The organism is Paracandidimonas lactea, assembly GCF_021653995.1.
Lineage (GTDB): Bacteria > Pseudomonadota > Gammaproteobacteria > Burkholderiales > Burkholderiaceae_B > Allopusillimonas > Allopusillimonas lactea.
This window is the reverse complement of the sequence record NZ_JAJJOZ010000001.1, coordinates 450,780-477,344: the sequence shown is the minus strand read 5'-3', so window position 1 is coordinate 477,344 and position 26,565 is coordinate 450,780. Positions and strand designations below refer to the sequence as shown.

At 60.3% G+C, this 26,565-nt stretch carries 25 protein-coding genes; 10 read left to right on the top strand and 15 right to left on the bottom strand.

The window, feature by feature from the left end; genetic code table 11:
• The first annotated feature begins 1 nt into the window (after position 1).
• Complete coding sequence (gene glgX / locus LOL23_RS02230) at positions 2–2,137, top strand: glycogen debranching protein GlgX (protein WP_160976519.1); 2,136 nt, start codon at positions 2–4, stop codon at positions 2,135–2,137.
• Positions 2,138–4,441 carry a 4-alpha-glucanotransferase gene (malQ, locus tag LOL23_RS02225; protein ID WP_237173100.1) on the top strand — a complete coding sequence of 768 codons (2,304 nt, stop codon included), beginning with the start codon at positions 2,138–2,140 and terminating at the stop codon, positions 4,439–4,441.
• A gap of 62 nt (positions 4,442–4,503) precedes the next feature.
• Here the strand turns inward: malQ and crcB are convergent, their stop codons facing one another.
• The 9 genes from crcB to LOL23_RS02180 form a co-directional block, all read right to left on the bottom strand.
• Entirely contained in the window at positions 4,504–4,887 is a 384-nt protein-coding gene (gene crcB / locus LOL23_RS02220; protein ID WP_160976515.1) for a fluoride efflux transporter CrcB, read from the bottom strand.
• 13 nt (positions 4,888–4,900) lie between these two features.
• Positions 4,901–5,347, bottom strand: a complete 447-nt coding sequence (gene panD / locus LOL23_RS02215; protein ID WP_202411580.1) for an aspartate 1-decarboxylase — start codon at positions 5,345–5,347, stop codon at positions 4,901–4,903.
• Between the two features lie 421 nt (positions 5,348–5,768).
• The gene (locus LOL23_RS02210; protein WP_160976513.1) at positions 5,769–7,025 is read right to left on the bottom strand and encodes a transporter; all 1,257 of its coding nucleotides are present in this window, start codon (positions 7,023–7,025) and stop codon (positions 5,769–5,771) included.
• An 84-nt stretch (positions 7,026–7,109) separates the two neighbouring features.
• Entirely contained in the window at positions 7,110–7,589 is a 480-nt protein-coding gene (locus tag LOL23_RS02205; protein ID WP_160976511.1) for a hypothetical protein, read from the bottom strand.
• 26 nt (positions 7,590–7,615) lie between these two features.
• Positions 7,616–8,299, bottom strand: a complete 684-nt coding sequence (locus LOL23_RS02200; protein WP_160976509.1) for a C39 family peptidase — start codon at positions 8,297–8,299, stop codon at positions 7,616–7,618.
• Positions 8,300–8,308: 9 nt separating this feature from the next.
• Positions 8,309–8,635, bottom strand: coding sequence for a hypothetical protein (locus tag LOL23_RS02195; protein WP_237173099.1), 327 nt, complete (start codon positions 8,633–8,635; stop codon positions 8,309–8,311).
• Positions 8,636–8,732: 97 nt separating this feature from the next.
• Positions 8,733–9,611, bottom strand: a complete 879-nt coding sequence (locus LOL23_RS02190) for a hypothetical protein (RefSeq protein WP_160976505.1) — start codon at positions 9,609–9,611, stop codon at positions 8,733–8,735.
• Between the two features lie 629 nt (positions 9,612–10,240).
• Complete coding sequence (locus tag LOL23_RS02185; RefSeq protein WP_160976503.1) at positions 10,241–11,542, bottom strand: MFS transporter; 1,302 nt, start codon at positions 11,540–11,542, stop codon at positions 10,241–10,243.
• 73 nt (positions 11,543–11,615) lie between these two features.
• Positions 11,616–12,095, bottom strand: a complete 480-nt coding sequence (locus LOL23_RS02180) for a MarR family winged helix-turn-helix transcriptional regulator (protein WP_202411579.1) — start codon at positions 12,093–12,095, stop codon at positions 11,616–11,618.
• A gap of 194 nt (positions 12,096–12,289) precedes the next feature.
• Here LOL23_RS02180 and LOL23_RS02175 point away from each other — a divergent pair, with 194 nt between their 5' ends.
• Positions 12,290–13,312 carry an NADP-dependent oxidoreductase gene (locus LOL23_RS02175; protein WP_160976501.1) on the top strand — a complete coding sequence of 341 codons (1,023 nt, stop codon included), beginning with the start codon at positions 12,290–12,292 and terminating at the stop codon, positions 13,310–13,312.
• Between the two features lie 64 nt (positions 13,313–13,376).
• On the opposite strand, the gene LOL23_RS02170 is transcribed toward LOL23_RS02175, so the two are convergent.
• The 4 genes from LOL23_RS02170 to LOL23_RS02155 all read right to left on the bottom strand — a co-directional run bounded on the left by LOL23_RS02170 (position 13,377) and on the right by LOL23_RS02155 (position 16,824).
• Positions 13,377–14,177, bottom strand: a complete 801-nt coding sequence (locus LOL23_RS02170) for a sulfite exporter TauE/SafE family protein (protein WP_160976499.1) — start codon at positions 14,175–14,177, stop codon at positions 13,377–13,379.
• Positions 14,178–14,478: 301 nt separating this feature from the next.
• A complete protein-coding gene (locus LOL23_RS02165) occupies positions 14,479–15,231 on the bottom strand; it encodes an amino acid ABC transporter ATP-binding protein (protein ID WP_160976958.1) in 753 nt (250 codons plus the stop codon).
• 55 nt (positions 15,232–15,286) lie between these two features.
• Positions 15,287–15,940 (bottom strand): amino acid ABC transporter permease, encoded by a 654-nt coding sequence (locus LOL23_RS02160; RefSeq protein WP_160976497.1) that lies wholly within the window; start codon positions 15,938–15,940, stop codon positions 15,287–15,289.
• Between the two features lie 89 nt (positions 15,941–16,029).
• The gene (locus tag LOL23_RS02155) at positions 16,030–16,824 is read right to left on the bottom strand and encodes an amino acid ABC transporter substrate-binding protein (RefSeq protein WP_160976495.1); all 795 of its coding nucleotides are present in this window, start codon (positions 16,822–16,824) and stop codon (positions 16,030–16,032) included.
• A 281-nt stretch (positions 16,825–17,105) separates the two neighbouring features.
• On the opposite strand from LOL23_RS02155, the gene LOL23_RS02150 reads away from it, so the two are divergent.
• The 6 genes from LOL23_RS02150 to LOL23_RS02125 all read left to right on the top strand — a co-directional run bounded on the left by LOL23_RS02150 (position 17,106) and on the right by LOL23_RS02125 (position 23,651).
• Positions 17,106–17,750 (top strand): phosphoribosyltransferase, encoded by a 645-nt coding sequence (locus LOL23_RS02150; protein ID WP_160976493.1) that lies wholly within the window; start codon positions 17,106–17,108, stop codon positions 17,748–17,750.
• 56 nt (positions 17,751–17,806) lie between these two features.
• Positions 17,807–18,523: a response regulator transcription factor gene (locus LOL23_RS02145; RefSeq protein ID WP_160976491.1), complete on the top strand. Its 717-nt coding sequence runs from the start codon at positions 17,807–17,809 to the stop codon at positions 18,521–18,523.
• Entirely contained in the window at positions 18,520–19,998 is a 1,479-nt protein-coding gene (locus tag LOL23_RS02140; protein WP_160976489.1) for a sensor histidine kinase, read from the top strand. Before LOL23_RS02145 ends, LOL23_RS02140 begins: the two co-directional genes overlap by 4 nt.
• A 207-nt stretch (positions 19,999–20,205) precedes the next feature.
• The gene (locus LOL23_RS02135; protein ID WP_160976487.1) at positions 20,206–20,667 is read left to right on the top strand and encodes a tripartite tricarboxylate transporter TctB family protein; all 462 of its coding nucleotides are present in this window, start codon (positions 20,206–20,208) and stop codon (positions 20,665–20,667) included.
• Between the two features lie 23 nt (positions 20,668–20,690).
• Positions 20,691–22,196 (top strand): tripartite tricarboxylate transporter permease, encoded by a 1,506-nt coding sequence (locus tag LOL23_RS02130; protein WP_237173098.1) that lies wholly within the window; start codon positions 20,691–20,693, stop codon positions 22,194–22,196.
• Between the two features lie 114 nt (positions 22,197–22,310).
• On the top strand, positions 22,311–23,651 hold the full coding sequence (locus tag LOL23_RS02125; RefSeq protein WP_160976483.1) for an NAD(P)/FAD-dependent oxidoreductase: 1,341 nt from the start codon (positions 22,311–22,313) through the stop codon (positions 23,649–23,651).
• A gap of 81 nt (positions 23,652–23,732) precedes the next feature.
• On the opposite strand, the gene LOL23_RS02120 is transcribed toward LOL23_RS02125, so the two are convergent.
• Positions 23,733–24,029: an acylphosphatase gene (locus tag LOL23_RS02120; RefSeq protein WP_160976481.1), complete on the bottom strand. Its 297-nt coding sequence runs from the start codon at positions 24,027–24,029 to the stop codon at positions 23,733–23,735.
• A gap of 48 nt (positions 24,030–24,077) precedes the next feature.
• Complete coding sequence (locus tag LOL23_RS02115; RefSeq protein ID WP_160976479.1) at positions 24,078–25,928, bottom strand: glycoside hydrolase family 15 protein; 1,851 nt, start codon at positions 25,926–25,928, stop codon at positions 24,078–24,080.
• Positions 25,929–26,092: 164 nt separating this feature from the next.
• Here LOL23_RS02115 and LOL23_RS02110 point away from each other — a divergent pair, with 164 nt between their 5' ends.
• A complete protein-coding gene (locus LOL23_RS02110; protein ID WP_160976477.1) occupies positions 26,093–26,521 on the top strand; it encodes a universal stress protein in 429 nt (142 codons plus the stop codon).
• Positions 26,522–26,565: the final 44 nt, after the last annotated feature.

The following is a 26,565-nucleotide window of genomic DNA, read 5'->3' as shown; positions in this document are numbered from 1 at the left end:
CATGAGGCAGTCATTCGCAGACATACTATCGCCGGGGCTGCCATACCCGTTGGGTGCCACCAGCGATGGACTGGGGGTCAACTTTGCCGTGTTTTCAGCCAACGCCACCCGCATCGATCTTTGCATATTCGACGCGCGCGGGCGCAAGGAAACGCGGCGCTACACACTGCCCGAATGCACAGATGAGATCTGGCACGGCTATTTGCCCGGCGCCGAGCCCGGGCTGCTGTATGGCTATCGCGCCTACGGCCCTTATGATCCGCAGAACGGCCACCGCTTCAATCCGCAGAAGTTGCTGCTCGACCCTTACGCCCGAAAACTGGACGGCGCTGTGCGCTGGTCTGATGCGATATTCGGCTACCGTGTCGGTCACGCCAAGGCAGACCTGAGCCTGGACAGGCGAGATTCCGTGCTGTGTGTGCCCAAATGCGTGGTCGCTGGTGACGGTTTTACCTGGGGTGCGGCTTCACGCGCCGCCACCCCATGGGATCGCAGCGTTATCTACGAAGTCCACCTGCGGGGCGCATCCATGCTGCGCGAATCCGTACGCCCAGAATGGCGCGGCACCAGCGAAGCACTCGCCCATCCTCGCTTTATCGACCATCTGCACAAACTGGGTGTCACCGCCATCGAACTGCTGCCCGTGCATGCCTTCCTGACCGACCATTTTCTGGCGCAGCGCGGCCTGCGCAACTACTGGGGCTACAACACTCTGGGGTTCTTCGCGCCCGAACCGAGCTATCTGGCCAACGGCCGAACCAACGACCTGCGCATGGCGATACGGCGCCTGCAGGACGCCGGAATCGAGGTCATCCTGGATGTGGTCTACAACCATACCTGCGAGGGCAACGAGCTAGGCCCGACGTTATCCTGGCGCGGACTGGACAATGCCAGCTACTACCGTCTCCCGCCTGGCGACGAACGCTATTACGTCAACGATACCGGCTGCGGCAACACGCTCAACCTTTCACACCCGCGTGTACTGCAAATGGTGATGGACTCGCTGCGCTACTGGGCGCAAAGCTATCGCATCGATGGTTTCCGCTTCGATCTGGGTGTGACGCTGGGCCGAGAAGGCACGGGTTTCGACCCTGGCGCGGGTTTTTTCGATGCCATCATCCAGGATCCGGTGCTGGCACGCCTGAAGCTGATTGTTGAGCCCTGGGATCCCGGCCCCGATGGTTACCAGTTAGGCAATCACCCCCCAGGTTTCGCAGAATGGAATGACCAATTCCGCGACGGCATCCGCCGTTTCTGGAAAGGCGAAGCCGGGTTGCGCGGCGATATTGCAGACTGGCTGCTGGGCTCGCCCGCGCTGTTCGACCGCCGTCACCGCAGGCCGTGGGCATCCATCAATTACCTTGCCGCACATGATGGGTTTACCGCGCGCGACGTGGTGTCATACAACCACAAGCATAATGAAGCGAATGGCGACAACAATGCCGACGGCCAGAACGAGAACCACAGCTGCAACTGGGGCCGCGAAGGCCACAGCACCGAGCCCTCCATCGAGCGTGTGCGCGGCAGCGTGTTGCGGGCTATGCTGGGCACAGTGTTTCTATCCTGCGGCACCCCTATGCTGCTGGCAGGCGACGAGTTTGGCAACACTCAGTCGGGCAACAACAATGCTTATTGCCAGGATAACCCCACATCATGGCTGGACTGGCATCTGGCCGACACACCGGCGGGGCGCGAACTGACCGATTATGTCGCGCAGCTGACCGAACTGCGCCGGCGCCATCCTTCCGTACGGCTGGCCCGCTTTCGCGATGGCGACATTGAACTGGCGCCCGGCTTGCGCCGCATTGCCTGGTACGACATGGACGCCAAGGAGATGTCGCGCGCCGCCTGGGAGTACCACGAAGGGCGGGTGCTCGGGCTGCGGCGCGCGGCTACGCTGGTCAACAACGACATTGACGTCACCTTCCTGCTGCTGAATGCCAGCGCTCTTGCGATAGATTTCGTGTTGCCTGCGTCGCCATGCGTGCTGTGCACGGTACTGGACAGCAACGTGCCGGCTGACCGGTGCGAACGCCCAGTGCGCGAGAGCGTCAAAGTCGCCGCGCACAGCATTGTGCTGCTGGCAGGCACGCTGTCAGCCGGGCGCGATATGGACAACTCCGGCGAGAGGCCCTGAATGAGTATGCCACCCGAGTTGCAGTCACTCGCGGAGGCCGCCGGGCTGCAGCGCGTATGGATCGACTACACCGGCGCCACGCGCGAGGCCAGTCCGCAGACCGTGCGACAGTTGCTTGACGCCATGGCGCTTCCCTGCGCAACAGCGGCGCAGGCCGCTGATAGCCTGGCCATGTTGCGCACGGAACAAAACGCTTATGCCGATCCCGCCACGCGGCCGCTGTGGATCCTGCGGACCGATGAGCCGCTACGCCTGCCGTGGCAAGGCTCGCGCGCATATCGCATCGAACTGGAATCGGGCATGGCCGCGGATGGACTGGCCGAAGCGCGAGCGCCTGGTCACATACAGCTGCCTCCCATCGGTACACCGGGCTATCACACTCTCTTTCTTGGAGACACTCGCGTGAATCTTGCCGTATGTCCGCCGCAGTGCCCGCGAATTCCGCAGCAGCCCGAATGGGCAGCGGGCAGGGAAGGGCGGGCGTGGGGTGTGGCCGCCCAGATGTACAGCCTGCGCCATGGCGCAAGCAACGAACTGCCGGACTTCTCCTTGCTGGTGCAGTTTGCTTCGTTGGCGGCCCGCGCCGGCGCCAGCGCGGTGTTGTTGAGCCCCTTGCATGCCATGTTCAGCGCAGCGCCGCATCGCTATAGCCCATACTCACCGTCGAGCCGACTGTTTCTGAATGCCTTGTACGCAGACCCATCTACAATCGCGGGCGAGAATGCGGCAATGCAGACGCTCTGGAACCACCATCTGTATGAAAGCAGCGACGAAACCCGCCGCTTGGCAAACGCCCGCATGTATGATGCCGCGGACGGCGGTACCAATAGCCCGACTGGCCCGCTGCTCGATTGGCCAGCCCAAGCCGGTCGCCGGCTCGTGGCACTGCGGCAGGTGTTCGACGCCTTTACCGCAAATCCCGGCGCCGCTCAGCGCGCGGACCTTGATTGTTTTATACGGCGTGGTGGCGACACCCTCGCACAGCATGCGTTATACGAAGCGCTGCATGCCGCGCACAGCACCACACTAGGCCCCGAACATGGCTGGCGCGATTGGCCTGCGGCACTGCATGACCCCCGAGGCGCCGCCGCACGGATCTATGCCGACCGCCATCGCGAGGCCATCGATTTTCACGTGTTTCTGCAGTGGCTCGCAGACCGTGGGCTGGCTCATGCGCAATGGGCTGCACGCACGGCTGGCATGCCCATCGGCCTGATCACAGACTTGGCGATCGGCGCAGACCCGCGCGGCAGCCAGGCCTGGAGCCACCAGGCAGACATCCTGCCCGGCGTATCAGTCGGCGCGCCACCCGACCCCATCCAGCCGCTCGGCCAGCGCTGGGGCCTGACTGCGCTCTCGCCGCGCGCGCTGACACGGCGCGGCTACGGCGCATACATCGACACCCTGCGCGCTGCCATGGCCCATGCCGGCGGCGTGCGCATCGATCATGTCATGGGGCTTGTGCGCATGTGGCTGGTGTGCGCCGATGGCGACGCCTGGGATGGCGCCTATCTCCAGTATCCGCAGCAAGATCTGCTGCGCCTGCTTGCCCTGGAGGCCTGGCGCCATCGAACTTTGGTGATCGGCGAGAACCTGGGCACAGTGCCAACTGGCTTCAATGAAACCTTGCACGACGCGGGGATATTGGGTACCAGCGTGCTCTGGTTCGAGCGCGAAGGGATGCGCTTCAAGGCCCCGGACGACTGGCCTGACTGGAGCATGGCCACTACCACCACCCACGATCTGCCCACTATTGAAGGTTGGTGGGCAGCGCGCGACATCACTTGGCGCAAGGCGTTAGGACAGTTGAACCAAGACCAGGCGGAAGGGGAGCTTGCCATGCGCGACAAAGCCAAAGCCGCACTGTGCGCAACGCTGGAACGCTTTGGCGCCACAATCGGCGGGCAGCAGTCTGGTTTGAGCGGCAATTACGTTCAGGCTCAGGGGGCTCAACCCACCAGTACAGGCATGGGGGAAATGAACAGCGCTCCGCGCCAGCAGGTGCTGGCATTTGTCGCCGCGACGCCCGCGCCGCTGGCAATCTTCCCTGCGGAAGACTTGCTCGGCGTCATCGAGCAACCCAATCTGCCGCGCGCGGCACACTCAGCCAATTCGCCAGCGACTGGTGAACCGCATCCTGACTGGCGGCGCACCTTGCCAGTGCCTGTCCACACATTCTTCAGCGATCCGCGCGTGCAGCAAAGCGTGGCTAGCATTGCAAAAGGAGGGGAGGGATGGCGCGCGCCGCAGAGCAGGGCGCAGGAACAGGACAGTACGGGACGGGACGGGTGGCGTAAACCATGATGGACTGCGGGGTACGCCCGGCGCCTGGCGCGGCCCACGCCGGCAGCGCTGCAACTGCGGGCTCAACGGTTGGCCAGATATTGCACCAACGCGATCCCTGCAATCGTCAGCCCGATCGAGCCCACCACATGCAGGCCGATCGACAGCGCCGCAGTCAAATAATGACGGCCCAGCAGCAGTGTGCTGATCTCGAGCGAAAACGTCGAAAACGTAGTGAGCCCGCCAAGAAAGCCCGTAATGGCAAACAGCCGCCAGCTCGGCGCCAGGCCCGAATACACGCTGAGCGATTCGAAAACAATACCCACCAATAAGCCGCCCAGCAGGTTGGCTGCCAACGTGCCCAGCGGCAGCATCGGCCACAGCGCATTGAGTGCGATGCCGAGCACCCAGCGCAGCAAAGCACCCAGCGAGGCGCCCAGCGCAATGGCAAGTATGGCGATCGGCATGCCCGCGTACGCCTTAATCGAGCTTGACGATATCGAATGTCAGCCGGCCCTGATTATCACGGCCGACGCTGTAGCCCAGCCGCTCGCGCACGGAATTGTCCGCATTGAATGTAAGAATAGACGGCTTGATGTTGACCAGCTCGCTTTCGTTCACATACACCGAGTTGGCAATGATCACCTCATCGCCGCGCTGGCAGGTGCGTGCCGCTGCGCCATTTAAAATGCAGCAGCGCGAACCGCGTTCGCCGTAAATCACATAAGTACTGATGCGTGCGCCTGAATTCTTGTTCCAGATCTCCACAAACTCCATCGGCAGGATACCCGCCGCCTCGCAATGATCCGGATCCAGGGTGATGGACCCGTGATAGTCGAGATCCGCACCGGTTACATGCAGGCCATGAAGTTTTCCACTGACTACTTTTCTCACTTGAAATTCCGTAAGGCTTTGATCAAGCGGCAATTGTAATCCCCGCCAAGAGGCGAAACCAGCGCCGCCGGCATGTCCTTGGCAATTCCGTCGTTCGGCGGACGCGGCAACGCGGCCGAACTCGGTAGCCGCATCTCGACCTCCTGTGCTTATCTCGTTAATACTGATAATGTATATTATGTAAAGTCACGTTTATTGGTGATGCCAACTCAATCCCACATCACTGGCTGGAATGAAAACGGCACCCGAAGGCTTGTCATGCAGTCGGATGCCGTTTTTCTTTAGCTGCTCCTGGGGTTCCTCTTGGGACTTCTTCCCTTCCCCTCTTTGGGTAGATAACTTCAACATTCTGCGTGCCCTGTCTTCTGCGTACGCTGTCCGTAGCGCCCTTCAGATGTTAGCGCCGGTTTAATACTGAGCCGCCAATGGGCCGGATCTCGACCGGCGTTAAAACCTAGAAAGTGATCGGGACCCGAAGCACCAGCTGTGCATCGGGCGCGTATCGCGTCACACCTACTCCCAACGTGAGGTTGATGTTGGTCCTGGGTGTGATCTGGTACCCATACCCGATCAGCAGTTGGCCCACCTGGATGGATTCGGAATTGGCTGCCGAGTTTCCGGCAAATTTCGTTGGCATGACGTAGGTGTGCTGATAGCCCAGGCTGAGTGACGATTTTTCATTCAGCGACATTCCCATGCCAAAGTTAAGCTTGATCGAATCGCCTGGATCCACCTTGCCGATATTCAGGGCGCCAATGGTAGTGTCAACATTCTTGGATGGGCGCCAAGTGTAGTTTAAGCCTCCGAAGAATACAACCGGATCAGATGGGTAAATCGCCAGCACACCGGCATCGAATGCGTAGAAACCGCTACCCGTCGGCTGCTCTTCCGGCATGGGTTCTCCACCAGGTGTGGTGCTGTTAAGTGCGTAAGCGATATCAAAGGGGCCTTTCCCGGTGGGTAAAGTAGCCGACAGCGACCCAATAAAGTAAGGCTCGTTCGGGCCGCCGTCGTTGAACTGATAGCGTACGCCCACTTGAACATCGCCGATCCCATGCCCCGAGTTGGTGAACACGCGGTCATTGGTTGCCCCTTCTGTCAACGGGCGCATGATGGTGCTTTGATGAGCATATACGTATGGAAGCTTCGCGTTCAGCTCTAGTCGGTTGGTCAGGCCGTAGCGAGCGCTCACTGCGGCCATCACGGTTGACGTGTCAACCTGACGCACGTCAATCAGGCCTACAAGAATGGCCGGCAGGACACTGAAACCGATAAGGTTGACTTGGTTATTCGACGAATAGTCGTATTGCAGCGATGGCTCCAGAGCGAAGCGACCGCGGGACGTCAATATGCCAGGCTGCTCGAGAATAGGAGCGACTTTTGCGGCCTCTTCTTGCTGGGGATTGGGAGGCGCCTTTCCGACGGGTTCCGGGCCTATCCCCTCATAACCCGCCTGGATCGTGTCTGGTCCAGCATCCCTGCCGCCACCATTCGCGTTGGGCCCTGGTCCATATGCAGCACTGCCGGGGGCTTGCAGGCGAATTTTCAAGCGCTCAAGGTTTTGACGTGTTTGTTCCAGCATTTTCTGCTGATCGCGGAGCTGTTGTTCAAGTTGTTGGATGGTGATGGCCGCTTCCTGGGCACAGGTTGGTAATGCTGTAGCAAAAAGCACCAAAAAAGTGGCGTTGGGCAGTACCTGTTTGATATTCATGGGCGCTCGCTTTTAGTTGGACGATTTCTTGTAATAGGCTTCTTTCCATGCGCGGCACGCTGAAGTGCGCGTACTCACGGCAATCTAGCGGGAAAACTGCAACAACGCTCCCTGTGTTACTGACTGCATGGCCATGGCTTGCGCCAATGCCTGACTCGTTATGGTGATGTTCAGCGTATTGATGGTGCTGATGACCTGGTTGTTCATGCTGTTTTGAATCACCGTGTTCATTGTGCTGTTGGACACGTTATTCAGAACGGGCAGGTTTACCACGTTATTCAACCCATTTTGCATGACAGTCAACGCCCCTCCGGACGCATCAGCCAATTGCTGTGCCGACCCAATGAATCCGTTGATGAGGGTGGCCTGCGTGATGTCCATTGCCAATTTCAAGTGACCGTAGTCATACGCTGCCGAGAATCCTCCTCGGATGTGGTCCAAAGCCAGGTCACTTACCGGGCTCACGCCATTGAAAGCATTACTGGCAAGCACTGGCGTCTGGAGCATCAAAGTGCCAGCAGCCAGAGCCAGTGCGGTGCCACAACTACGTAAAGATGTGAACATAATTCGTCTCCTGCCATCAAACCGCCTCAAAACAAGCCTGGCTTACGGTCGGAGAAAACAGTTTCCTGCGCCAGTCTTGCGGCCGACATCGCTGCGCCGAGCGATGCCAAGGGCTTCGTTTGCCAGTCGGTGCGGCCGTTGAATACTGCTTGTGCACTGTGACTGGTAATGACGAAAACAATCGGGGTGACCAGTATTTCCTTGAAGCGTTCACGGGAAACCAGCCGAGCCCCTGCTGACGGATCTCCCAGCAACACGCGATCTTTGCTCATTCCCTTGACCACGACAAAATGGTTGTACCCATGGTCATTGATCAGCATGATTGCCGGAACTGAATTTTCCATCAATTTTTCGAGCGGCACTTCATATCCGTTTGATTCGTAGCCGCGCTTGTCCAGATAGCGCTTGATATCCAGAAGTGAAAAACCATCCTGCCGGATTTTTTCCTGATCCCCAAGGTCCCACATGCTCATGAACACCTCGTGCTCACTGATCGGATCGTGATATTGATAAGTGAGCAACGTGGCGACCGCGGCAGACCCGCAGCTGAAATCATATTGCTGACGGACGGTGCGGCTGAATGCCCGTTCTTGTATGCTCTCTACATTAGCAACGTTAAGGCCGTCCAGTGCTGGCACGAATACACCGCCAGCCTGCACGGCGCCGGCGAGACAGGGTAGCAAGGCAATCGCCAACAGGTGCGCTCTCACGATGGTCACCTATTGCATTTGCACGTTGACGATTGTCGAGCTTTGGATAATGACGTTATTTCCCGAGTTCTGGATAACGGTTGAAAACCCATTCATTCCAGAAAATGCCTCACCCGATACTTGGTTATGGCCAGAAACGGTATTGGTCGCTTGATTGTTATAGAGATAACCTTCCGTGTTTTGCTGATTGAAGGTGATATCGCGGGCGCCGCGATATTGGGAAAGTTCGGTATCTGACACCGGCGCCCCTAGGGATACGGGCTGAGGCGTCGCAGCCAAGGCAAACACGGGTGCGGCTTGTAGAATCATTAGCGCAAGTAATTGCTGCCGGTTCATCATAGCCTCCTAGCGTATAGAACGCTGCGAGATGCCCCAGGATAGGCCGATTTCCGTCCATATCCTGGGTAACCGCTACCACATCACAGACGGATCATCAGAAGTTGAGGTTTGCCTGAACCGTTACCCCTTGCTGAACCAGTGAGTTTTCACCCATGTTCTGGCTGACGTTCATGATGCCAGCAGCACTGGCGAACGAATTGTTGGCGATGGAGTTGGCGGCACTAAAGCTGCCGGCGGAACCACCGTACGACGAGCCACCGGCGCCACCCATTGCGCCATTGCCCGTGGTGGCCATAGCCAAGGCCGCACCAGAGGCTGCGGAACCACCGAAGCCGCCATTACCCGCCGTATTGGTGCCGCCACTGCCCGATGCCCCACCCGAGGACGATGCACTGGAGGCTCCCGCCGTGCTGTCGCCACTTCTAGCTCTGCTCGCGCCAAGGCCAAGGCCAAAACCGAAGCCAGAGCCAGTGGATGTCGCGGAGTTGTCGCCCGTTTGCGCGGAACTACCACCGTTTGCCGCGTTGCTGAGCCCTAGACCCAGGGCCCCGGCACTGCCACCCGCCCCGCCGGCACCACCGTTAGCCTGGCCGCTCCGAACCGACGAAGTGCTGGCCGCCCCGCTGCTACCGCCCATCCCACCGTCGCCCGCCGCGTTGGCGGTCCCGCCGGTGTTGCCGCTGATGCCGCTGGAATTATTGCCGGATATGCTGCCCGACAGACTGGTGGTTGCTGTGGCTATGCCAACTGAGATATCGCCAAGACGAAGGGAGGTGTGAGTTGAACTATCCGAGTTGGAAGTATTGCCGACATTCGAGAGAGACTGGGCGTAGGATGCGGCCGAACCATTATTTGCGTTAGCACTGTCTGTAACAGTATTGTCGTTATTGTCGGCCAGAACTGGCCCGCTTAGTGCCATGGCCAGGGCTGCCCCCACCCCGGTAGCAATCAGCGTTGTTTTGCGTATTTTCATGATGACTTGCTCCTTCATAAGATCCTGCTCAACAGGTGAAAGCCTACTTTGGAAACAGCCAAGATTGCAGACAATACAAAGAACCATGACGCGTTCTCCTCAGCTGCGAGTCAAGTATGCATCTAACGCAAAACCTGAATAACAAAATAAAAAAACAGTTACTACATTTTTAATATTCATACAACTATGTTGCATTATATTTATTTAGCTACTTTATATTTCGAATTAATTGAAAGTTAATACACTAAATAAATATATCAAGCGCCATTTACAGATATTCGAAGCGCGTCGAGGTGTGAAATTCACGGTGGCAGATCGGTCTTTGCCCGAGCAATCGCGGCGCAATGTACTGAAAAATACACTCATATTGAAAATATTTATAATTTTCGAAACTTAATGTAAATATTCTCTCAAAAATAAGGGTTAAAAATGGAAAAATATAACAAACGTAAAAATGTTTAATAAAACAACACGCGTGAAACATTTACATAACAAATATTCCATTTATGCAAATGAAGCGCTTGCACTGATACATTGCCCACGGCCATAGATTTTTTTGATTTCACGCGGAAAACCACATGACATCTGGCCGATATCGCCCGCATTGGGCACGCCATCACTGAGGCATATCACAAGCGCGGGGAATCCACGTTATCGCGTGCGCCGCTTGCGGCCACGGTGCCTTCTGGTTCGATGGTGATGCTGCCGGTAAGGTTATTTGGCGTAGCATCCATGATCGGCCGCATATGCGGATTGCGGTAAAAAAATACTGCTGCACTTCCCGCTGTTGCGATCACGAATATGCAAAACGTGTTTACCGCCACGTCCATGCCCCAGTGATCGGCAATCCAGCCTATGCCCATCATGGGGATCATGCTGCCGATGTAGCCGATCACCAGATAGGTGGCTAGCAGGCCGGAGCGATTGCCTGATGTGGCCAGGCGGTTGACCATGCTCATACCGGCGAGCATGCACAGGCCATGGCCCACGGCAGTCAGCAGCACGCCCAACGCAAACAAAACGGCTGAGCTTGCCCACAGGTTCAGCATCAGAGTCAGGTTGCTCAATGCCAGGCTAATCAGCCCAGCCGTGCCGCAATAATACGTAGGCATGCGCCCAGCCATCATCTGGACGGCGGCCGAGGCAAACAGAATCAAAGCGATGGCGGTGCCGCTGACAACGGGGCCATGCCAGGGCAGCAGTTGATCCAGAAACAACGGCGCCATGGACGCATACAAGCCAAAGACGCCAAACGCAAGAAACGGCAGGCAGCAGGTCAGTAAGAAGGCCCTGGAGGTATCCCGCCCCGGCCATGTGAGCCTGGGCAGAACATCGTGCACGTTCAAGGAAAGGCCAGCCTGGTGGCTGGCGTAGTCCGGCAAGGTCAGACGGAACAGTGCCGCCAGGCCCAGCACCCCCAGGAACAACGTTGGAACATAGGTGCTTACCAATGGCGCAGGCCCCCATTGGCCAATAATGCCGCCCACCAATGGGCCCAGGCCGAAACCGAACGCCATCAGAAAGCCTGTCATCATGGCCACGCGCTGAATATCGCCCGAACGTGAGAGCCTGGACAACCCCACTGTGGCGCTGGTCGTCAGCATGCTCGATGCCACACCCATGATTATCCGGCCGACGCAAAGGCTGGCCATGTCCCATGCGACCAGGCTGATGAAGGTGCCAAGCAGCGCCAGCGCAAGGCCGCACTGCATCATGGGCCGAAAACCCACCCGGTCGGGCAGGCGACCCAGAAACAAAAGACCGCAGAGCGCGCCGCCCATGTAGACCACGTAGATTATTGAGATATCGCTGGCCTGCAGATGCCAGCTTTCTTTGTAGAGCGCGTACAGGGGGCTGATGAGCGCAGTGCCCATGACCCCGACGATCATGGCAAAGCTCACCCATGCATAGGCGGAAATTTTCAACTTCATTGTTGGATGGATGCGTAATGGACCGCCTTTTGGCGGTGCCGGCCCCTGACGGGATGATGTGGCTGCTTGCGGTTCAACTGCCCAATTCACTGAAGCGCCGCGAAATGCTTTCAAGTACGCGGCGGGTGACATCAAGCTCCTGGGGGGAATGGCCTTGCAGAATGGCGTGTTCTATTTCCATACTCTTTGCCAGGATCAGCTTGGCCATTTTGCGGCCCGAAGGCGTCAAGGTAATGTATTTTGTGCGCCGATCAGCGGGATTACAGGCCCAATCGACCAGTTCAGCTTCCCGGAGATGCGCCAGCACGCGAACCAGAGAGGAAGAATCCAGATGCAGGGCATCGGCAAGGTCTTTTTGCCGCAGCGGTTCGTCGTGCACATACAGGATCAGCAGGGGCATGCGCGTAGCGTCGGACTGCCCCAGATCTTTGAACGCGAGGTCGATTTGGCGGCGCCACTGCCTGTAAACACTGCCCAGCAGCAGCCCGAAACGCGAGCGTGCCTGAGCAATGTCAGGCGCGTCATCGGGTTCAAGGGCAGAACTAGTTTGCATGCAAAGTATTTTACTATAGAGGTTGCCAACAGAAAAGCGTGCGCGCGGCGTCAACCGCCCTGCCCGATGCCTGTCAGCGTCATGGCGGCAGCCCCCTGCCCCGCGCTTGTGCCGTGATGGTGGCATGATATTGCAGCTTGCCTACAATAGTGTGTTTATCGGCCTTTGCCCTGATTCCGTACGGAGCACCATCCATGCCTACCTCTCCTGCCGTCAATCGCCAGGTCTTCCTGAAAGCGCGCCCCTCAGCCGTACCGCAAGCCGAGCATTTCGGAATCCGTACGGTGCCCGTCGGCGCTTTGCAGGCGGGGCAATTTCTCGTGCGTAATCACTACCTATCGGTCGACCCTGCTATGCGAGGCTGGGTCAATGCAGTCGCCAATTATTCGGTGCCCGTCGGCATTGGCGATGTGATGCGGTCGTATGCGGCCGGGCGTGTCGTGCAATCGCGGCACCCGGATTACCCTGTGGGCACCGCAGTGATGGGGTCGTTGGGCTGGCAGGATTATGCGATTTCCGACGGGGCCAACATACGCCGCACAATACGCGAGCAGGACCTCCCTCTTTCGCTCTCGCTGGGCGTATTGGGCCTGAACGGGCTGACGGCGTATTTTGCCCTGACGGCCTGCGGTCGACCTGAGCGCGGTGACACCGTCGTTGTCTCAACTGCCGCCGGCGCTGTCGGGTCGATTGCCTGTCAACTGGCTGCGGCGCGTGGATGCAACGTTGTCGGCATAACGGGCGGGCCCGAGAAAGTTGCCCTTTGCCAGAATGAGTTTGGCGTCAAGCATGCGATCGACTATAAGGCGCCAGGCTTTGAAGAGGCGCTCACGCAGGCCACCGACCAGGGCGTCGATGTCTATTTCGACAATACCAGCGGCTTTATCTCCGATGCGGTGATCCGGCGCATCAACCGCCATGCGCGCATTGTCGTGGTAGGCACAGCCTCCATTTCCAGTTGGGACCCTTGGCCCGCAGGCCCCAGGGTGGATCGCCACCTGCTCAACAAGGCCGCCAGCATGCAAGGGTTCCTGGCCTTCGACTATGAGGCCCGCTACCAGGAAGCCATCGACGTGCTGGCGCCCATGATCCGTGAGGGCCGCCTACGCTACCGCGAGGAAATCCTGGACGGCATTGAAGCAGCGCCTGGCTCCATCGCCGATCTCTATCAAGGAAAAAACTTCGGCAAACGCCTGATCCGGCTCGTGCAAGACTGACGCAACAGTACCGCCAATACTGCTGGCCCTCAGGGCTTTGCCGCAAGAGCGAAGCGCTGGCGTATCACCACGCTCGTGCAACAAGCACGGCTGCCACCACCACGCACACGATCGCGAAGCTGCGCTGCACCCAGCATGCCGGGATGCGCCCGCTCACGATACGGCCCAGCAGCATGCCCGCGCCGGTAGCCGCAATAAACCACCAAGCGGCGGGAGGGAAGTCAACGCCGCGGTCCAAGGCCGCCAGCACGGCGGCCGATGAGACGAGCGCAATCACCATGAGCGAGGTAGGTACGATAGTCCGCATGGGTGCGTCGGTCAGTGCGGTGAGGGCAGGCACGATGATGAAGCCGCCACCCACCCCCAGCATGCCGGTGCACAGGCCCGATACGGCACCGATCAGGCTGATCGAGACACCCGCCCTGCCCGTCCAGATGAATTTTCCGGTTTGAGGCGAAATATGGCAGGGCTTGCGGGCGTCGGCCATGGCATCGTGCGCATGCGCGGCTTGCAGGGACTGTCTGAACATGCGCCACGCTACCGCCAGCATGGCGAAACTGAACAGTACGGCGAGCCAAAATGCGGGAAGGCGGTGGGCAATGGCCAAACCCAATGGCGCGGTGAGCGCGCCGACCACAGACATGAGAGCGGCGGCTTTATAGCGGACCAGCCCACGCCGCAACCCGTCTGCCGCGCCCAGTGCGGCTGCGGCGCCTACCGCGATCAGTGCAATAGGCGCGGCTTGTGTAAGGCTCATACCCAGCCCCATCACCAGCGCCGGTACGGCGAGTATGCCCCCGCCCGCGCCAGTCAACCCGAGGATCATGCCTATGGCTGCGCCCAGCAATACCGGTAAGATCAGCATATTTACTATATAACTAATAAAAATATGCTAATTATCATAACAAATAACGAAGAGGCAAGATACGCGGCCAGCAGCGAATACATGGCAGCGATGCCACGCTGCCACAGTCGTGTGAACGGCCTGGGAATCATCGAAGCACGCGCGAGGACGTATGCGCGTATGTATGGGAAGCACACGCAGGTGCATGTGCGGATGCATGGGAAGCTCGCAGGCGTATGCGCGGATGCGGAACGGCGCAAAACGCGGCGGCGCCAGCCATCCGGCGCCCAGTCGTCGAGAAACGCCCGACCGATGGCCGCTTTTACAACATCTGGCTGAGAAATGCGCGCGTGCGCGGGTGTTCGGGTGCCTGGAAAAACTGCGCCGCCGGCGCTTCTTCGACAACCTTGCCTTGGTCCATGAAAATCACGCGGTGAGCGGCTTCGCGGGCGAAACCCATTTCGTGTGTGACGACCAGCATAGTCATATGCTCGTCAGCCAACTGGCGCATGGTGCGCAAGACCTCGCCTGTGAGCTCAGGGTCTAGCGCAGAGGTGGGTTCGTCGAACAGCATGATGTCGGGCTCCATGGCCAGCGCTCGGGCAATGGCCACTCTTTGCTTCTGCCCACCCGAGAGCCGGCCCGGATAGCTATCGCGCTTTTCGAGCAAACCCACCTTGCGCAGCAAAGCTTCGGCCTTGGGAACGATGGAATCACGCCGCAGCTTTTTGACGGTGAGTGGGGCCTCGATCACGTTCTGCAGCACCGTCATGTGCGGGAACAGATTGAAAGACTGGAACACCATGCCCATTTTGCCGCAGATACGGCGGATCTCAGCCTCGGCCGGATACTGGCTGGCACTGGCGCCCGACGCGCGGGCAAGCGGTTCGCCTTCGATGGTGATAGTGCCGCGGTCTATACGTTCGAGGTTGATCAGGCAGCGCAGAAAAGTGCTCTTGCCCGAGCCCGACGGGCCTATCACCGCCACCACCTCGCCCTTGCGCAGAGTAAGCGAAACCTGGTCGAGCACTTTGTTGGCGCCAAAGGATTTGACGACATCACGCGCGGCGATCATAACGGGGCGCTCCGCGCCCGGTGCCTGATTGCGCCCGCCGCCGGCGTGCACGGCGCTATCGGTCGTATTTGTCATAGTGCTTTTCCAGATACTGGAACATCCAGGTCAAGACCAGCGTCATGAGGAGATAGAACGCCGCGGCGACCAAGAAAGGCGTGGTGGAGAAATCGCGCTGGACGATGCCGCGGGCCACACGCAGAATATCGTTGAGCGCAAGCACGTAGATCAGCGAGGTGTCCTTGACCAGGGTGATGGTTTCGTTGCTGAGCGGCGGCAACACATGGCGGACCATCTGCGGCAGCACGATGCGTCGCATGGTTTGCCCATAAGACATACCCAGCACTTGGCTGCCTTCGTACTGACCGCGATCAACGGAAAGGATGCCCGCGCGGAAGATTTCGGCGAAATACGCGGCGTAATTGAGTGCGAAAGCCACCACAGCGGCGGGGAAGTCCGGCAGCCGCACACCGATCACCGGAACGAAAGGCAGCGCAAAATAGATGAACAGCATCTGCAGCATCAGCGGTGTGCCCCGCATCAGCCAGATATAGCCGTTTACCAGGCGGCTGATTGTGCGCCACCTGGAAATGCGCAACAGCGCCAGCACCAGGCCGAGCGGCACAGCCAGCGCGAGCGTAATGAAAAAAAGCGTCAGGGTGACCTTGGCGCCGTCGGCCATGGGCCCCAGAAGCGAAACGATATAGTCCATTCAATGGGCTCCCGGCCGCCCGGCCTGTTGGACGTTGGCCATGCCCGCGGGCGGGCATGCAACGCCCGCCAGGGCGGCCGGTAAGGACATTATTTGATGATGTCGGCGCCAAACCACTGGGTGGCGATCTTTGCGGCAGTGCCATCCTTTTTCATGGCGTCAAGCGCGCCATCCAGCTTGGCAAGCAGCTCGGTGTCGTCTTTGCGCACGCCGACGCCGTAGTCTTCGGTGCCGAAATTTTCATCAAGCACGCGGTACTGGCCCTCGCGCTTGCTGGCCAGATAACGGCCCACCACTTCATCAACGACCACTGCGTCCAGGCGGCCGGCGGATAAATCCATCAGCGCGGTAACGTTGTCGCCAAACGTTTTGAGCTCTTTCATGTTGGCGGCGACATCGGCTTCTTTCTTGATCGCGTCGACCGCGCTGCTGCCTTCCTGGGCGCCCACTACTTTGCCGGCCAGATCAGCCTTGACCTTGATGGCGGACGCCTGAGCGACAACAATGATCTGGTGATTGGCCATGTAGGGCTTGGTGAACGCGATGTTCTTCTTGCGCTCTTCGGTGATGGTCAGGCCGTTCCAGAGGGCGTCCACCCGCTTGCCGTTGAGTTCGGCCTCTTTGGCGCTCCAGTCGATGGGTTTGAATTCGACCTCTATGCCCAGCCGCTTGCTGGCTTCTTTGGCCATGTCTATGTCAAAACCCACCAGTTTGTTGCTTTCATCGCGAAACCCCATGGGTGGGAAGTTGTCGTCCAGGCCTACGACAATCTTCTGGGCCGCGGCGGGCGCGGCCGACACCTTGGGAGCGTCTTCGCCCTTGCCGCAGGCGGCAAGCAGCAGCGACAGGGCGGATATCGTGAGTACGGCAGTGATTTTTTTCATGGTAGGCGGCGCCCGCGAGGCGCGTAGGAATCAAAATAGGGTTGGGCTGGCCGCGCCAAGGGTTTACCCGTGCAAAGGCCGAATCCAGCATTATATCCAGCCTTGCGCCAGCGCGCGCCTGTGGGCCTGTCCTTTGCTCACTCTCCGCTTGCCACAGTGACCAGACGCTGATCGCCATCGTGCAGGGTATCCGTGGCGGGCCATGCTGGGCGGCTACTATGTCTGGCCCCGAAATTGCTGGCAAATGACGATAAGCCTTTTAGCTCTCCATCCGCCTGATCATGAAACCGCTCTACCACGATCGCCGTGACGCCGGCCGGGCGTTGGGCGAAGCCCTGCGTCCGAACTACGGCCAACAGCCCAACGTGCTGGTGCTGGGGCTGCCGCGCGGCGGCGTCCCGGTAGCCGCTGAAGTCGCCCGCCTCCTGGATGCGCCGCTGGATGTGCTTCTGGTACGCAAGCTGGGCGTGCCCGGCGACAAAGAATTTGCCATGGGTGCGATCGCCACGGGTGATGTCTGCGTGGTGGACGAGCAGGTTACGCGGTTGATGGGCATCGGCGCACAGACGCTTGAGCGCGTGCGCACCATGGAACAACGCGAACTCGAGCGCCGCGAACTCGCCTACCGCGCAGGCCGCCCTCCCCTGGACTTGCAGGGCAGAACCGTGATTCTCGTCGATGACGGCTTGGCCACCGGAGCCACTATGCGGGCCGCTATCGTCGCGGCCCGCAAACTGGGCGCCGTTCGCGTTGTCGTTGCAGCGCCGGTCGGTTCAGCCGACGCCCGCGAAGACCTTGCCGGGCGTGCCGACGATATGGTCTGCCTGGCTTGTCCGGCGCAGTTCCGCGCGGTAGGGCTGTGGTACGACAGGTTTACCCAGACCACCGACAGAGAGGTAGAACAGATACTGACGGGTAGAGGCTAAAATCCCCGGGGATGGTGGCGGCCACGGGGCGCGCCGGCACGCCAAAGGGATTATGCATGTGGAATTGCCTGATTATCGAAGACGATCGCGACAATGCGCACTATGTGGCCGATGGCTTTCGCCAGCTCGGCCATCACGCGGTGGTTTGCTATGACGGCGTTGAGGGGCTGCAGAAAGCCGTATCGGGCCAATGGGACGTCATCATCCTTGACCGCATGCTGCCCGACCAGGTCGACGGCCTGTCCATACTCACCACCTTGCGCGGCCTCGGCAAGAAGGTGCCCGTACTGGTGCTCAGCGCCCTTACTACGCTCGATGAACGCGTACGCGGCCTGAAGGCTGGCGGCGACGACTATCTGGTCAAGCCCTTTGCGCTGATGGAATTGCTGGCACGCACAGAGGCGCTGATACGCCGCACCCAAAGCGACGACAGCAACCGGATACTCGAGTATGCCGATCTGCGGCTGGATCTAACCGTGCCGCGGGCCACGCGCGTCGGGAAGGTCATCCCGCTGCAGCCGCGCGAATACCGGCTGCTGTCGTACATGATGACCCACCCCGACCAGACGCTCACACGGGCGATGCTGCTGGGCTCGGTCTGGGGCTACCAGTTCGACCCACAAACCAATGTCATTGACGCCGCCATCAGCCGGCTGCGCCAGAAAATTGATGGTAGCCATGCCCCGCCCTGGTTGATTCACACGGTACGCGGCGCCGGCTATATGCTCACGGCCCGCGATCAGCCTCCCGGCGCCACGCGCGCCGACACATGATGTCCGTGCGTATATGGGCAGGGAGCCTGCTGGCGCGCCTGGATGCAAGCTGGCGGCGGCTCTGGAGCTCGGTTTCATTCCGGCTCACCTTCAACTACAGCCTGCTGGCGGTGGTCACCGCTATTGTGGTGCTGTTCTTCGTCTATCTACAGATCGTGAATCTGCTGCAGGCCCGCGTTGCGCGCCAGACCGCGCTCGACGCCGGCCGCCTGGTTGTCCAGTACCAGCAGGAAGGCGGTGCGGCGCTTATTGATACCGTCCGCACCCTGCTTTCCGACAATGCCGACGTCGACGTCGAAATGTATCTGCTCATGGATACAAGCGGCGCCAAACTGGTCGGCAATATCGATCCATTCGACGCCGACCCGGCTCGCTTGGATAAGCTCGCCAGTTCACCCATCCGCGTCAGCCGCAATGGCCATCCCGATCGCGGTTATCTGCGCGCCGTGACGCTGGACAACGGCTGGACGCTGGTGGTGGGGCGCGACACCTATGAATTGCAGGAGATCAAACACTTGATTGGCCAGGCCATGCTGGCAACAACCGCCATCGCGATCATCCTCGTCATGGCGGGTACGTACATCTTTCGCGTGGCGCTGATGTGGCGGGTGCAGGATATCCGGGATACCGCACGCCGGGTGGGCACTGGCGAGCTAAACCGGCGCGTACCTGGCAGCCCCGAAACAGACGAGTTCTCAGGGCTGCGGGGCGACATCAACCAGATGCTCGACGACATTGAAGCGTTGATGCAAGGCGTACGCAACGTGTCAGACTCCATCGCCCACAACGTGCGCACACCCTTGATGCGCGTGCTGGCGCGCCTGGACGCCGCACAGGCGCGCATGGGCGCTGATACAGCGGCCTCCCAAGCCATCGCAAATGCCCGGCGCGAGATCCTCGATATGATCACCGTCGCCGAAAAACTGCTGCTGATCGCCGAAACTGAATCGGGCGTGCGCCGTCAATCATTCCAGCAAGTCAGGCTGGACCACATCGTAGATGACGTTATTGATCTATACGAGCCGCTCGCGGCTGAACGCGGTATCGTGCTGGGCCGCGGGCAAAATGCGTCGGTACACGATCTTCGCGACGACGACACGCCCGACGCACCGCTCGCCGCCCCGGTGCTCGCCCCGCTGGTGTGGGCCGACCCCGACCTGTTGGCTGGCGTGATCGTCAACTTGGTCGAGAATGCGATCAAATACGCGGGTGATGGCGCCCGCATCGTCATCCACTGCGAGCGCGTGGACGGCGTAGTGCGCCTGGCCGTCGAAGACAACGGACCGGGCGTCAACGCGCGCCACATGCCGCATCTTGGCGAGCGCTTTTACCGCATCGATCCCGATGCCCCAGGTTTCGGCCTGGGCCTCGCCTCAGTGCGAGCCATTGTGTCGCTGCACGACGGCATCATTGTCTTCGAAGATGCGCGGCCGGGCCTGCGCGTGCGCGTCGATCTTCCCATTTCGCAAGGCTAAGCGTCGCGGCGCACACAAGGTGCCGGGCACCATCAGGCGCCCATCCTTCTCCTTATGCATTACCGATCGGTAATGTTCCGGTAATCCGCGCGCCGGTTACGCCGTCGTCTTCTCTCCTATCATTCCTTCTTCCTTTTTCGGACGGTTCCGAGGCGCGCGCATGCAATTCGCGCTTCCACCGTCATTCCGTTCACGTGTGGAGACAATGTGAAAATCAGAAACAAGCAGGACTTCTGGTCTGGCGTAATGTTCCTTGTCGTAGGGTTGGGCTTTGCCGCGGGCGCCACCCAGTATTCCATGGGTACCGCGGCACGCATGGGGCCGGGCTATTTCCCGTTCTGGCTGGGCATGTTGATGGCTATTCTCGGTGCAGGCGTGGCCCTGAGCGGCCTGTCGGCCAAGGCTGAAAAGGTCGAGGTCGAAAAGTTCGATTTCAACATTGTCTTCATCATCATTGGCTCCGTCGCGCTGACTGGCCTGGCGCTCAACTTCCTGGGGGTCTATATCTCGGTGTTCCTGCTGGTATTCCTGAGCAGCATGGCCAGCCACGTCTTCAACTGGAAGGTCGCCGCCGCCAACGGCCTGTTCCTCGTCCTTTTCTCCTGGCTCGCCTTCATCAAGGGCCTGGGGCTTATTTTCCCGCTGTGGCCCAGCTTCATCGGCAACTGATCGGCGCCTTAAGGAATTGAATCATGGAACTGTTTGAACACTTGGCGCTGGGCGCTTCCGTGGCGCTGTCGATGCAGAACATCGCCTACTGCCTGCTTGGCTGTCTGCTGGGCACCTTGATCGGGGTGCTGCCCGGCATCGGGCCCGTGCCCACCATTGCCATGCTGCTGCCCATCACTTATGTGCTGCCGCCCGTGGCAGGCCTGATCATGCTAGCCGGCATCTATTACGGCGCACAGTATGGGGGCTCGACCACAGCTATCCTGGTCGCGCTGCCCGGTGAAACCTCGGCCGTGGTTACCGTGCTGGACGGCCACCAGATGGCCCGCAACGGCCGCGCGGGCGCAGCCCTGGCCATTGCGGCGCTGGGTTCGTTCTTCGCGGGCTGCGTGGCAACGCTGGTGATTGCCGGTTTTGCGCCCCCGCTGGCCGAGCTGGCCTTTAAGTTTGGCCCCGCCGAATACTTCTCGCTGATGGTGCTGGGCTTGATCGGTGCCGTGGTGCTGGCTTCGGGCTCGCTGCCCAAGGCCATCTGCATGATTCTGCTGGGCCTGCTGCTGGGCATGATCGGCACCGATGTCAACTCCGGGGTGGCCCGTTTCGACTTCGGCATCCCCGAACTGCAAGATGGTATCGACTTCGCCGTGGTTGCCATGGGCGTTTTCGGCTTCTCCGAAATCATGACCAACCTGGAATTGCGCGACCAGCGCGTGGATATCACCGACAAGGTCGGTTCGCTGTACCCGAACAAGACGGAGTTCAAGGAAGCCTGGCCCGCATGTGTGCGCGGCACTGCGCTCGGCTCTGCGCTGGGCATCCTGCCCGGCGGCGGTGCAGTGCTCTCCTCGTTTGCGTCCTACACGCTTGAAAAGAAAATCGCCAAGCAACCCGAGCGTTTTGGCAAGGGCCATCCCGCCGGCCTGGCAGGCCCCGAGTCGGCCAACAACGCGGCGGCGCAGACGTCCTTTATCCCGCTGCTCACGCTGGGTATCCCCGGCAACGCCGTGACGGCACTGATGATCGGTGCGATGACGATCCACAATATCCAGCCTGGCCCCCAGGTGATGACCAGCCACCCTGATCTGTTCTGGGGCCTGATCGTCTCAATGTGGGTTGGCAACCTGATGTTGATCGTCCTGAACCTGCCGCTGGTGGGTCTGTGGGTCAAGTTGCTGCGCGTGCCCTACCGCATCCTGTTCCCGGCCATTCTGGTGTTCTGCACGATCGGTGTGTATTCGCTGAACTACAACGTGTTCGATATCTGGATGACCGCCGCATTCGGCCTCATCGGCTACGTGTGGGCCAAGCTCAGGTGCGAAGGCGCGCCGCTGCTGCTGGGCCTGGTGCTGGGGCCCATGATGGAAGAAAACTTCCGACGAGCGCTGTTGCTGGCGCGTGGCGACTATGCCACCTTTGTCACCCGTCCGCTGTCGCTGACGCTGCTGGCCATGGCATTGGCTCTGGTCATCCTGGTTGCGCTGCCTTCGGTCAAGAAGAAGCGCGAAGAAGCCTTCGTCGAGGAAGAGTGAGCGGCAATAAGCAAATATCCATTGTGTCGTTCGGGTGTGCGGCCGCCGCCTTAGAATGCAGGTATCCGCAGCGGTGAGAGCCGCCGTCGTTTCCACTGCCTTCTGAGCCGCAGCATGAGCACCCCACACATTCCTGATTACGCCGCAACCGCATCGCCGATATCCTCCGGCAACGCCGCCCTGGCGAATGCATCTTCATCCACCGCCGCCGTGTCCGCCGCCTTTGACGTTGTCGTCATCGGCGCCGGAACCGGCGGCGTTTCTGTTGCGGCGAGCCTGCGGCGTGCCAATGCGCAATTGTCCATCGCGCTGATCGAGCCTTCGGCGTCGCATTATTATCAACCCGCCTGGACGCTGGTGGGCGGCGGTCAGTACCAAGCCGCGCATACGCGCCGCGACACAGCCAGCGTCCTCCCTCCGGGCGCCACCCTGGTGCAGGGCGAGGTAGTCGCCATCGACGCCGCGCAGCGCGCGGTGGCGCTCAACGATGGCCGGCGGATCGCCTACCGCGCCCTGGTGGTCGCCGCGGGCATTACCTTAGACTGGGCCGCAATCGACGGCCTGGAGGAAACCCTCGGCCGCAATGGTGTTACCAGCAACTATCGCTACGATCTGGCGCCCTATACATGGAAATGCGTGCAAGCCCTGAATGGCGGCACCGCTATCTTCACCCAGCCCGGCACCCCCATCAAATGCGCAGGCGCTCCGCAGAAAGCCTTGTATCTCGCGGCCGACGCACTACGGCGTCGCGGCGTCAAGGCTGATCTTTCCTTCTACACGGCCGCAGGCGCAATTTTCGGCGTGCCCTTTTATGCGCGCGCTCTGGACGAGGTCATCGCCAGTTATGGCGCGCGCACAGTGCTGAACCGTGAACTGGTTGCCGTGGACGGCGCAGCGCGCGCGGCGGTTTTCGAGACGGTCATCGACGGCGAACGGCGGCGCGAGACTGTGCGCTTCGATCTTCTGCACGTGGTGCCGCCCCAGCGCGCGCCCGGTTTCATCCGCGACAGCGCGCTAGGCAATGCCGCCGGCTGGCTGGACGTCGACTCGGCTACGCTGCGGCACGTAACACATACGGATATTTTTGGTCTGGGCGATTGCACCTCGACCCCTAACAGCAAGACGGCCGCAGCCGTCAAGGCACAGGTGCCGGTTGTCGTGGCAAACCTGCTCGCACAACTGGCCGGCAGGTCGCTCGAGGCGGCTTATGATGGCTATGCAGCCTGCCCATTGACCACATCGGCTGGCAAAGTGCTCCTCGCCGAGTTCAGCTACGGGGGCAGCATTACGCCTAGCCTGCCGCTGGACCCACGCAAGCCGCGTCGGCTGTACTGGTCGCTGAAGAAAACCTGGCTGCCATGGTTCTACTGGAACCTGTTGCTGCGCGGCAAGGCCGTGCCCGCCCTGCACCGCAAGCGAACCTTCGCGGAGAGCCTGCCCGCCATCCGCGCGTAAGCAGCACCGGCGGCGCACCGCGCCTTGCCATGGGCGATCACGCTTGCACGGGTACTGCGGTACTGCTATCGCCCGCCGTATTCAGATCTGCTCAAAGCGGTCGTATCGACGCTCAGTCTGCACTTCTTCGTGCGTCACGTCGGTAACCCGGGCGGCCGGCGGGCCGGTGCGCAACCAGGACAGCAGACGATCGATGCGATCGTGCGTACCCTGGATCAGCACTTCGACCGAACCGTCATGGCCGTTGCGCACCCAGCCGCGCACGCCGGTAAGATGCGCCTGCCGCACCGTGGCGGCGCGAAAGCCCACCCCCTGCACTCTGCCCACCACGTGGGCAACAATGGTTTCCTGGTTGTGATCACTTGACAGCTTCTTCATGACAGAGCAACGACACTTGCTTGGTAATATAGGGCGAAAGGCGGCCGCCTACTGGGCGGAGGACGGCGCAAATGCCGGGGCGGCGCTGGTGCCATCGTGCACCGCGCCGCTCGCGCGATCCTGGGCAGGGCCCTTGACGCGGTGCAAGTTTAGCGCGGTATTGATGATGCCGACGTGGCTGAACGCCTGCGGGAAATTGCCCAGCATGCGCCGATCAGCCACATCGTACTGTTCCGCAAGCAGCCCCACGTCATTACACAGCCCTGCCAGACGCTCGAACAACGCACGCGCGTCGTGATCGCGCCCCTGCAGCACATAGACGTCAGCCAACCAGAACGAACACACCAGAAATGCGCCCTCGCCCGGCGGCAGGCCGTCGACGCCATGCTCGGTTTCATAGCGCAGCAGCAGGCCGTCGCGCATCAGGCGCTTTTCGATCGCCTTCACCGTACCCGTAACACGCGGATCGTCAGGCGGCAGAAAACCCGTCAGCGCGATCTGCAGCAGGCTGGCGTCGAGCAACTGCGAGCCGTAGTACTGCACAAAACTGCCCAAGGTTTCATCGTAAGCCTCGCGGCATACCTCGGCGTGAATCTCGTCTGCGATGCGACGGCAATAGGCCGAAAACTCACGGCCGTTCTCTACGCCGTCCGCCACCATGGCGATGCGGTCGAAGGCCACCCAGGCCATTACCTTGGAATGCGTGAAGTGGCGCTGAACGGCGCGGATCTCCCAGATGCCTTCGTCGGGCAGGCGCCAGGCCTTTTCCAGAAACGGAACAATAACCTCGGCGATAGCCTCGATGCGCTGGTGGCGGGGCAAGTGGCCCTTGATCGCCTGTTCCATCGCATCCGCCACCTCACCATAGATGTCGAGTTGGCGCTGCGTGGCGGCAGCATTGCCGACACGCACTGGCTGCGACCCTTCGTAGCCGGCCAACCAGGGGATTTCGTATTCGGGCAGCCTGCGCTCCCCACCCAGGCCATACATGATCTGCATTTGATCGGGGCGGCCCGCAACAGACCGGGCCAGCCATTCGCGCCAGGCATGGGCTTCATCGAAGTAACCCAGCTTCATGAACGCCATCAGCGTCATGGTGGCGTCGCGCAGCCAGCAATAGCGGTAATCCCAGTTGCGCGGGCCACCGATATGCTCGGGCAGCGAGGTTGTGGCGGCGGCCACAATGCCGCCCGTAGGGCGATAGGTCAAGGCCTTGAGCGTTATGAGCGAACGCTTGACCAGGTTGGTCCACTGGCCCACATCAGGACAGCGGTCAGAAAACTCTCGCCAGAAGTAGGTGGTCTCGTCGAGCGCCGCTTCGACATCGACGGGATCGGGTACCGGCTCGTGCGAAGGCTGGTGTGTCAACAGAAAAGGGATGCGTTCGCCCGCTGTGACCGTGAACCGCGACGTGGTGTGCTTGGCGCGCGGCTTGAGACTGACCGGGGTGCGCAAAATCAACATCTCTGGCCCCGCCACCGCAGTCAGGGTTTCGGCTCGGTGATGCTCAACCCAGGGTACGGTGTGCCCATAATCGAAGCGCATGGCCAGATCCATGCTGAACGCAACGGTGCCGCGTATGCCGACTACGATACGGGCCACGCTGGAATGCCGAAATGTCGAAGGCATGAAATCGATCAGCGCCGCCTCACCGTCATCGGTGACGAACCGGGTTTCAAGAATCAGCGTGCCGTCATGATAGCTGCGCCGAATCTCGGTTGTAGGCTGCGACGGCGCAATCTGCCATCGCCCGTTTTCGGCCGAGCCAAGCAACGCGGCGAAGCACGCTGCGCTGTCAAAGCGTGGAAAACACAACCAATCGATCGACCCGGCCCTGGATACCAGCGCGGCCGTACGACAGTTGCCGAGCATTGCATAGTCTTCGATTCGGGCTGCCATAGTCCCCCACTCTTTGACTTGATATAAATCATGCCCCACCGGGCGCTGACATCTTCTAATATAAGCGAGTCGAGCCGTGCGCAACAAATAGCATGCGCAAGCGGGGCGATAATTTCAAAACTATTCGTTTCATAAAACTACTCGTTTCACAACAGGGATGCCTCATGAAAAACATTCTGGTACCAATCGATGGCTCTGAAGGTTCGGTGCGCGCGCTCCAGGCGGCCATCAACCTGGCCAAGACGCTTAACGGCGACAGCGCCATATTCGCCGTCAACGTCCAGGCCCCCATTATTTCCGGCAATGTCACCCGTTTTTTCTCCGCTGAAGACATTAATGCCTTTTATCAAGACGAAGGCCGTGTCGCGCTCGCGCCGGCAATTCCCGTTCTCGAGGCTAGCGGTGTCAAGTTCACCCACGAAGTCGTGGTCGGCCCCATTGCCCCCACGCTGATCGAATACGGCAAAAAACACAACTGCGACCAAATCTTCATGGGCACGCGCGGCCTGGGCCCTGTCAGCGGCCTGATCCTCGGGTCCATAGCCACCAAGGTAATCAGCCTCTCCGCCGTGCCGGTCACGCTGGTCAAATAAGGCTTCCATGCAGGCAGGCGCCAAGCACGCGCGTTCCGCCGCGC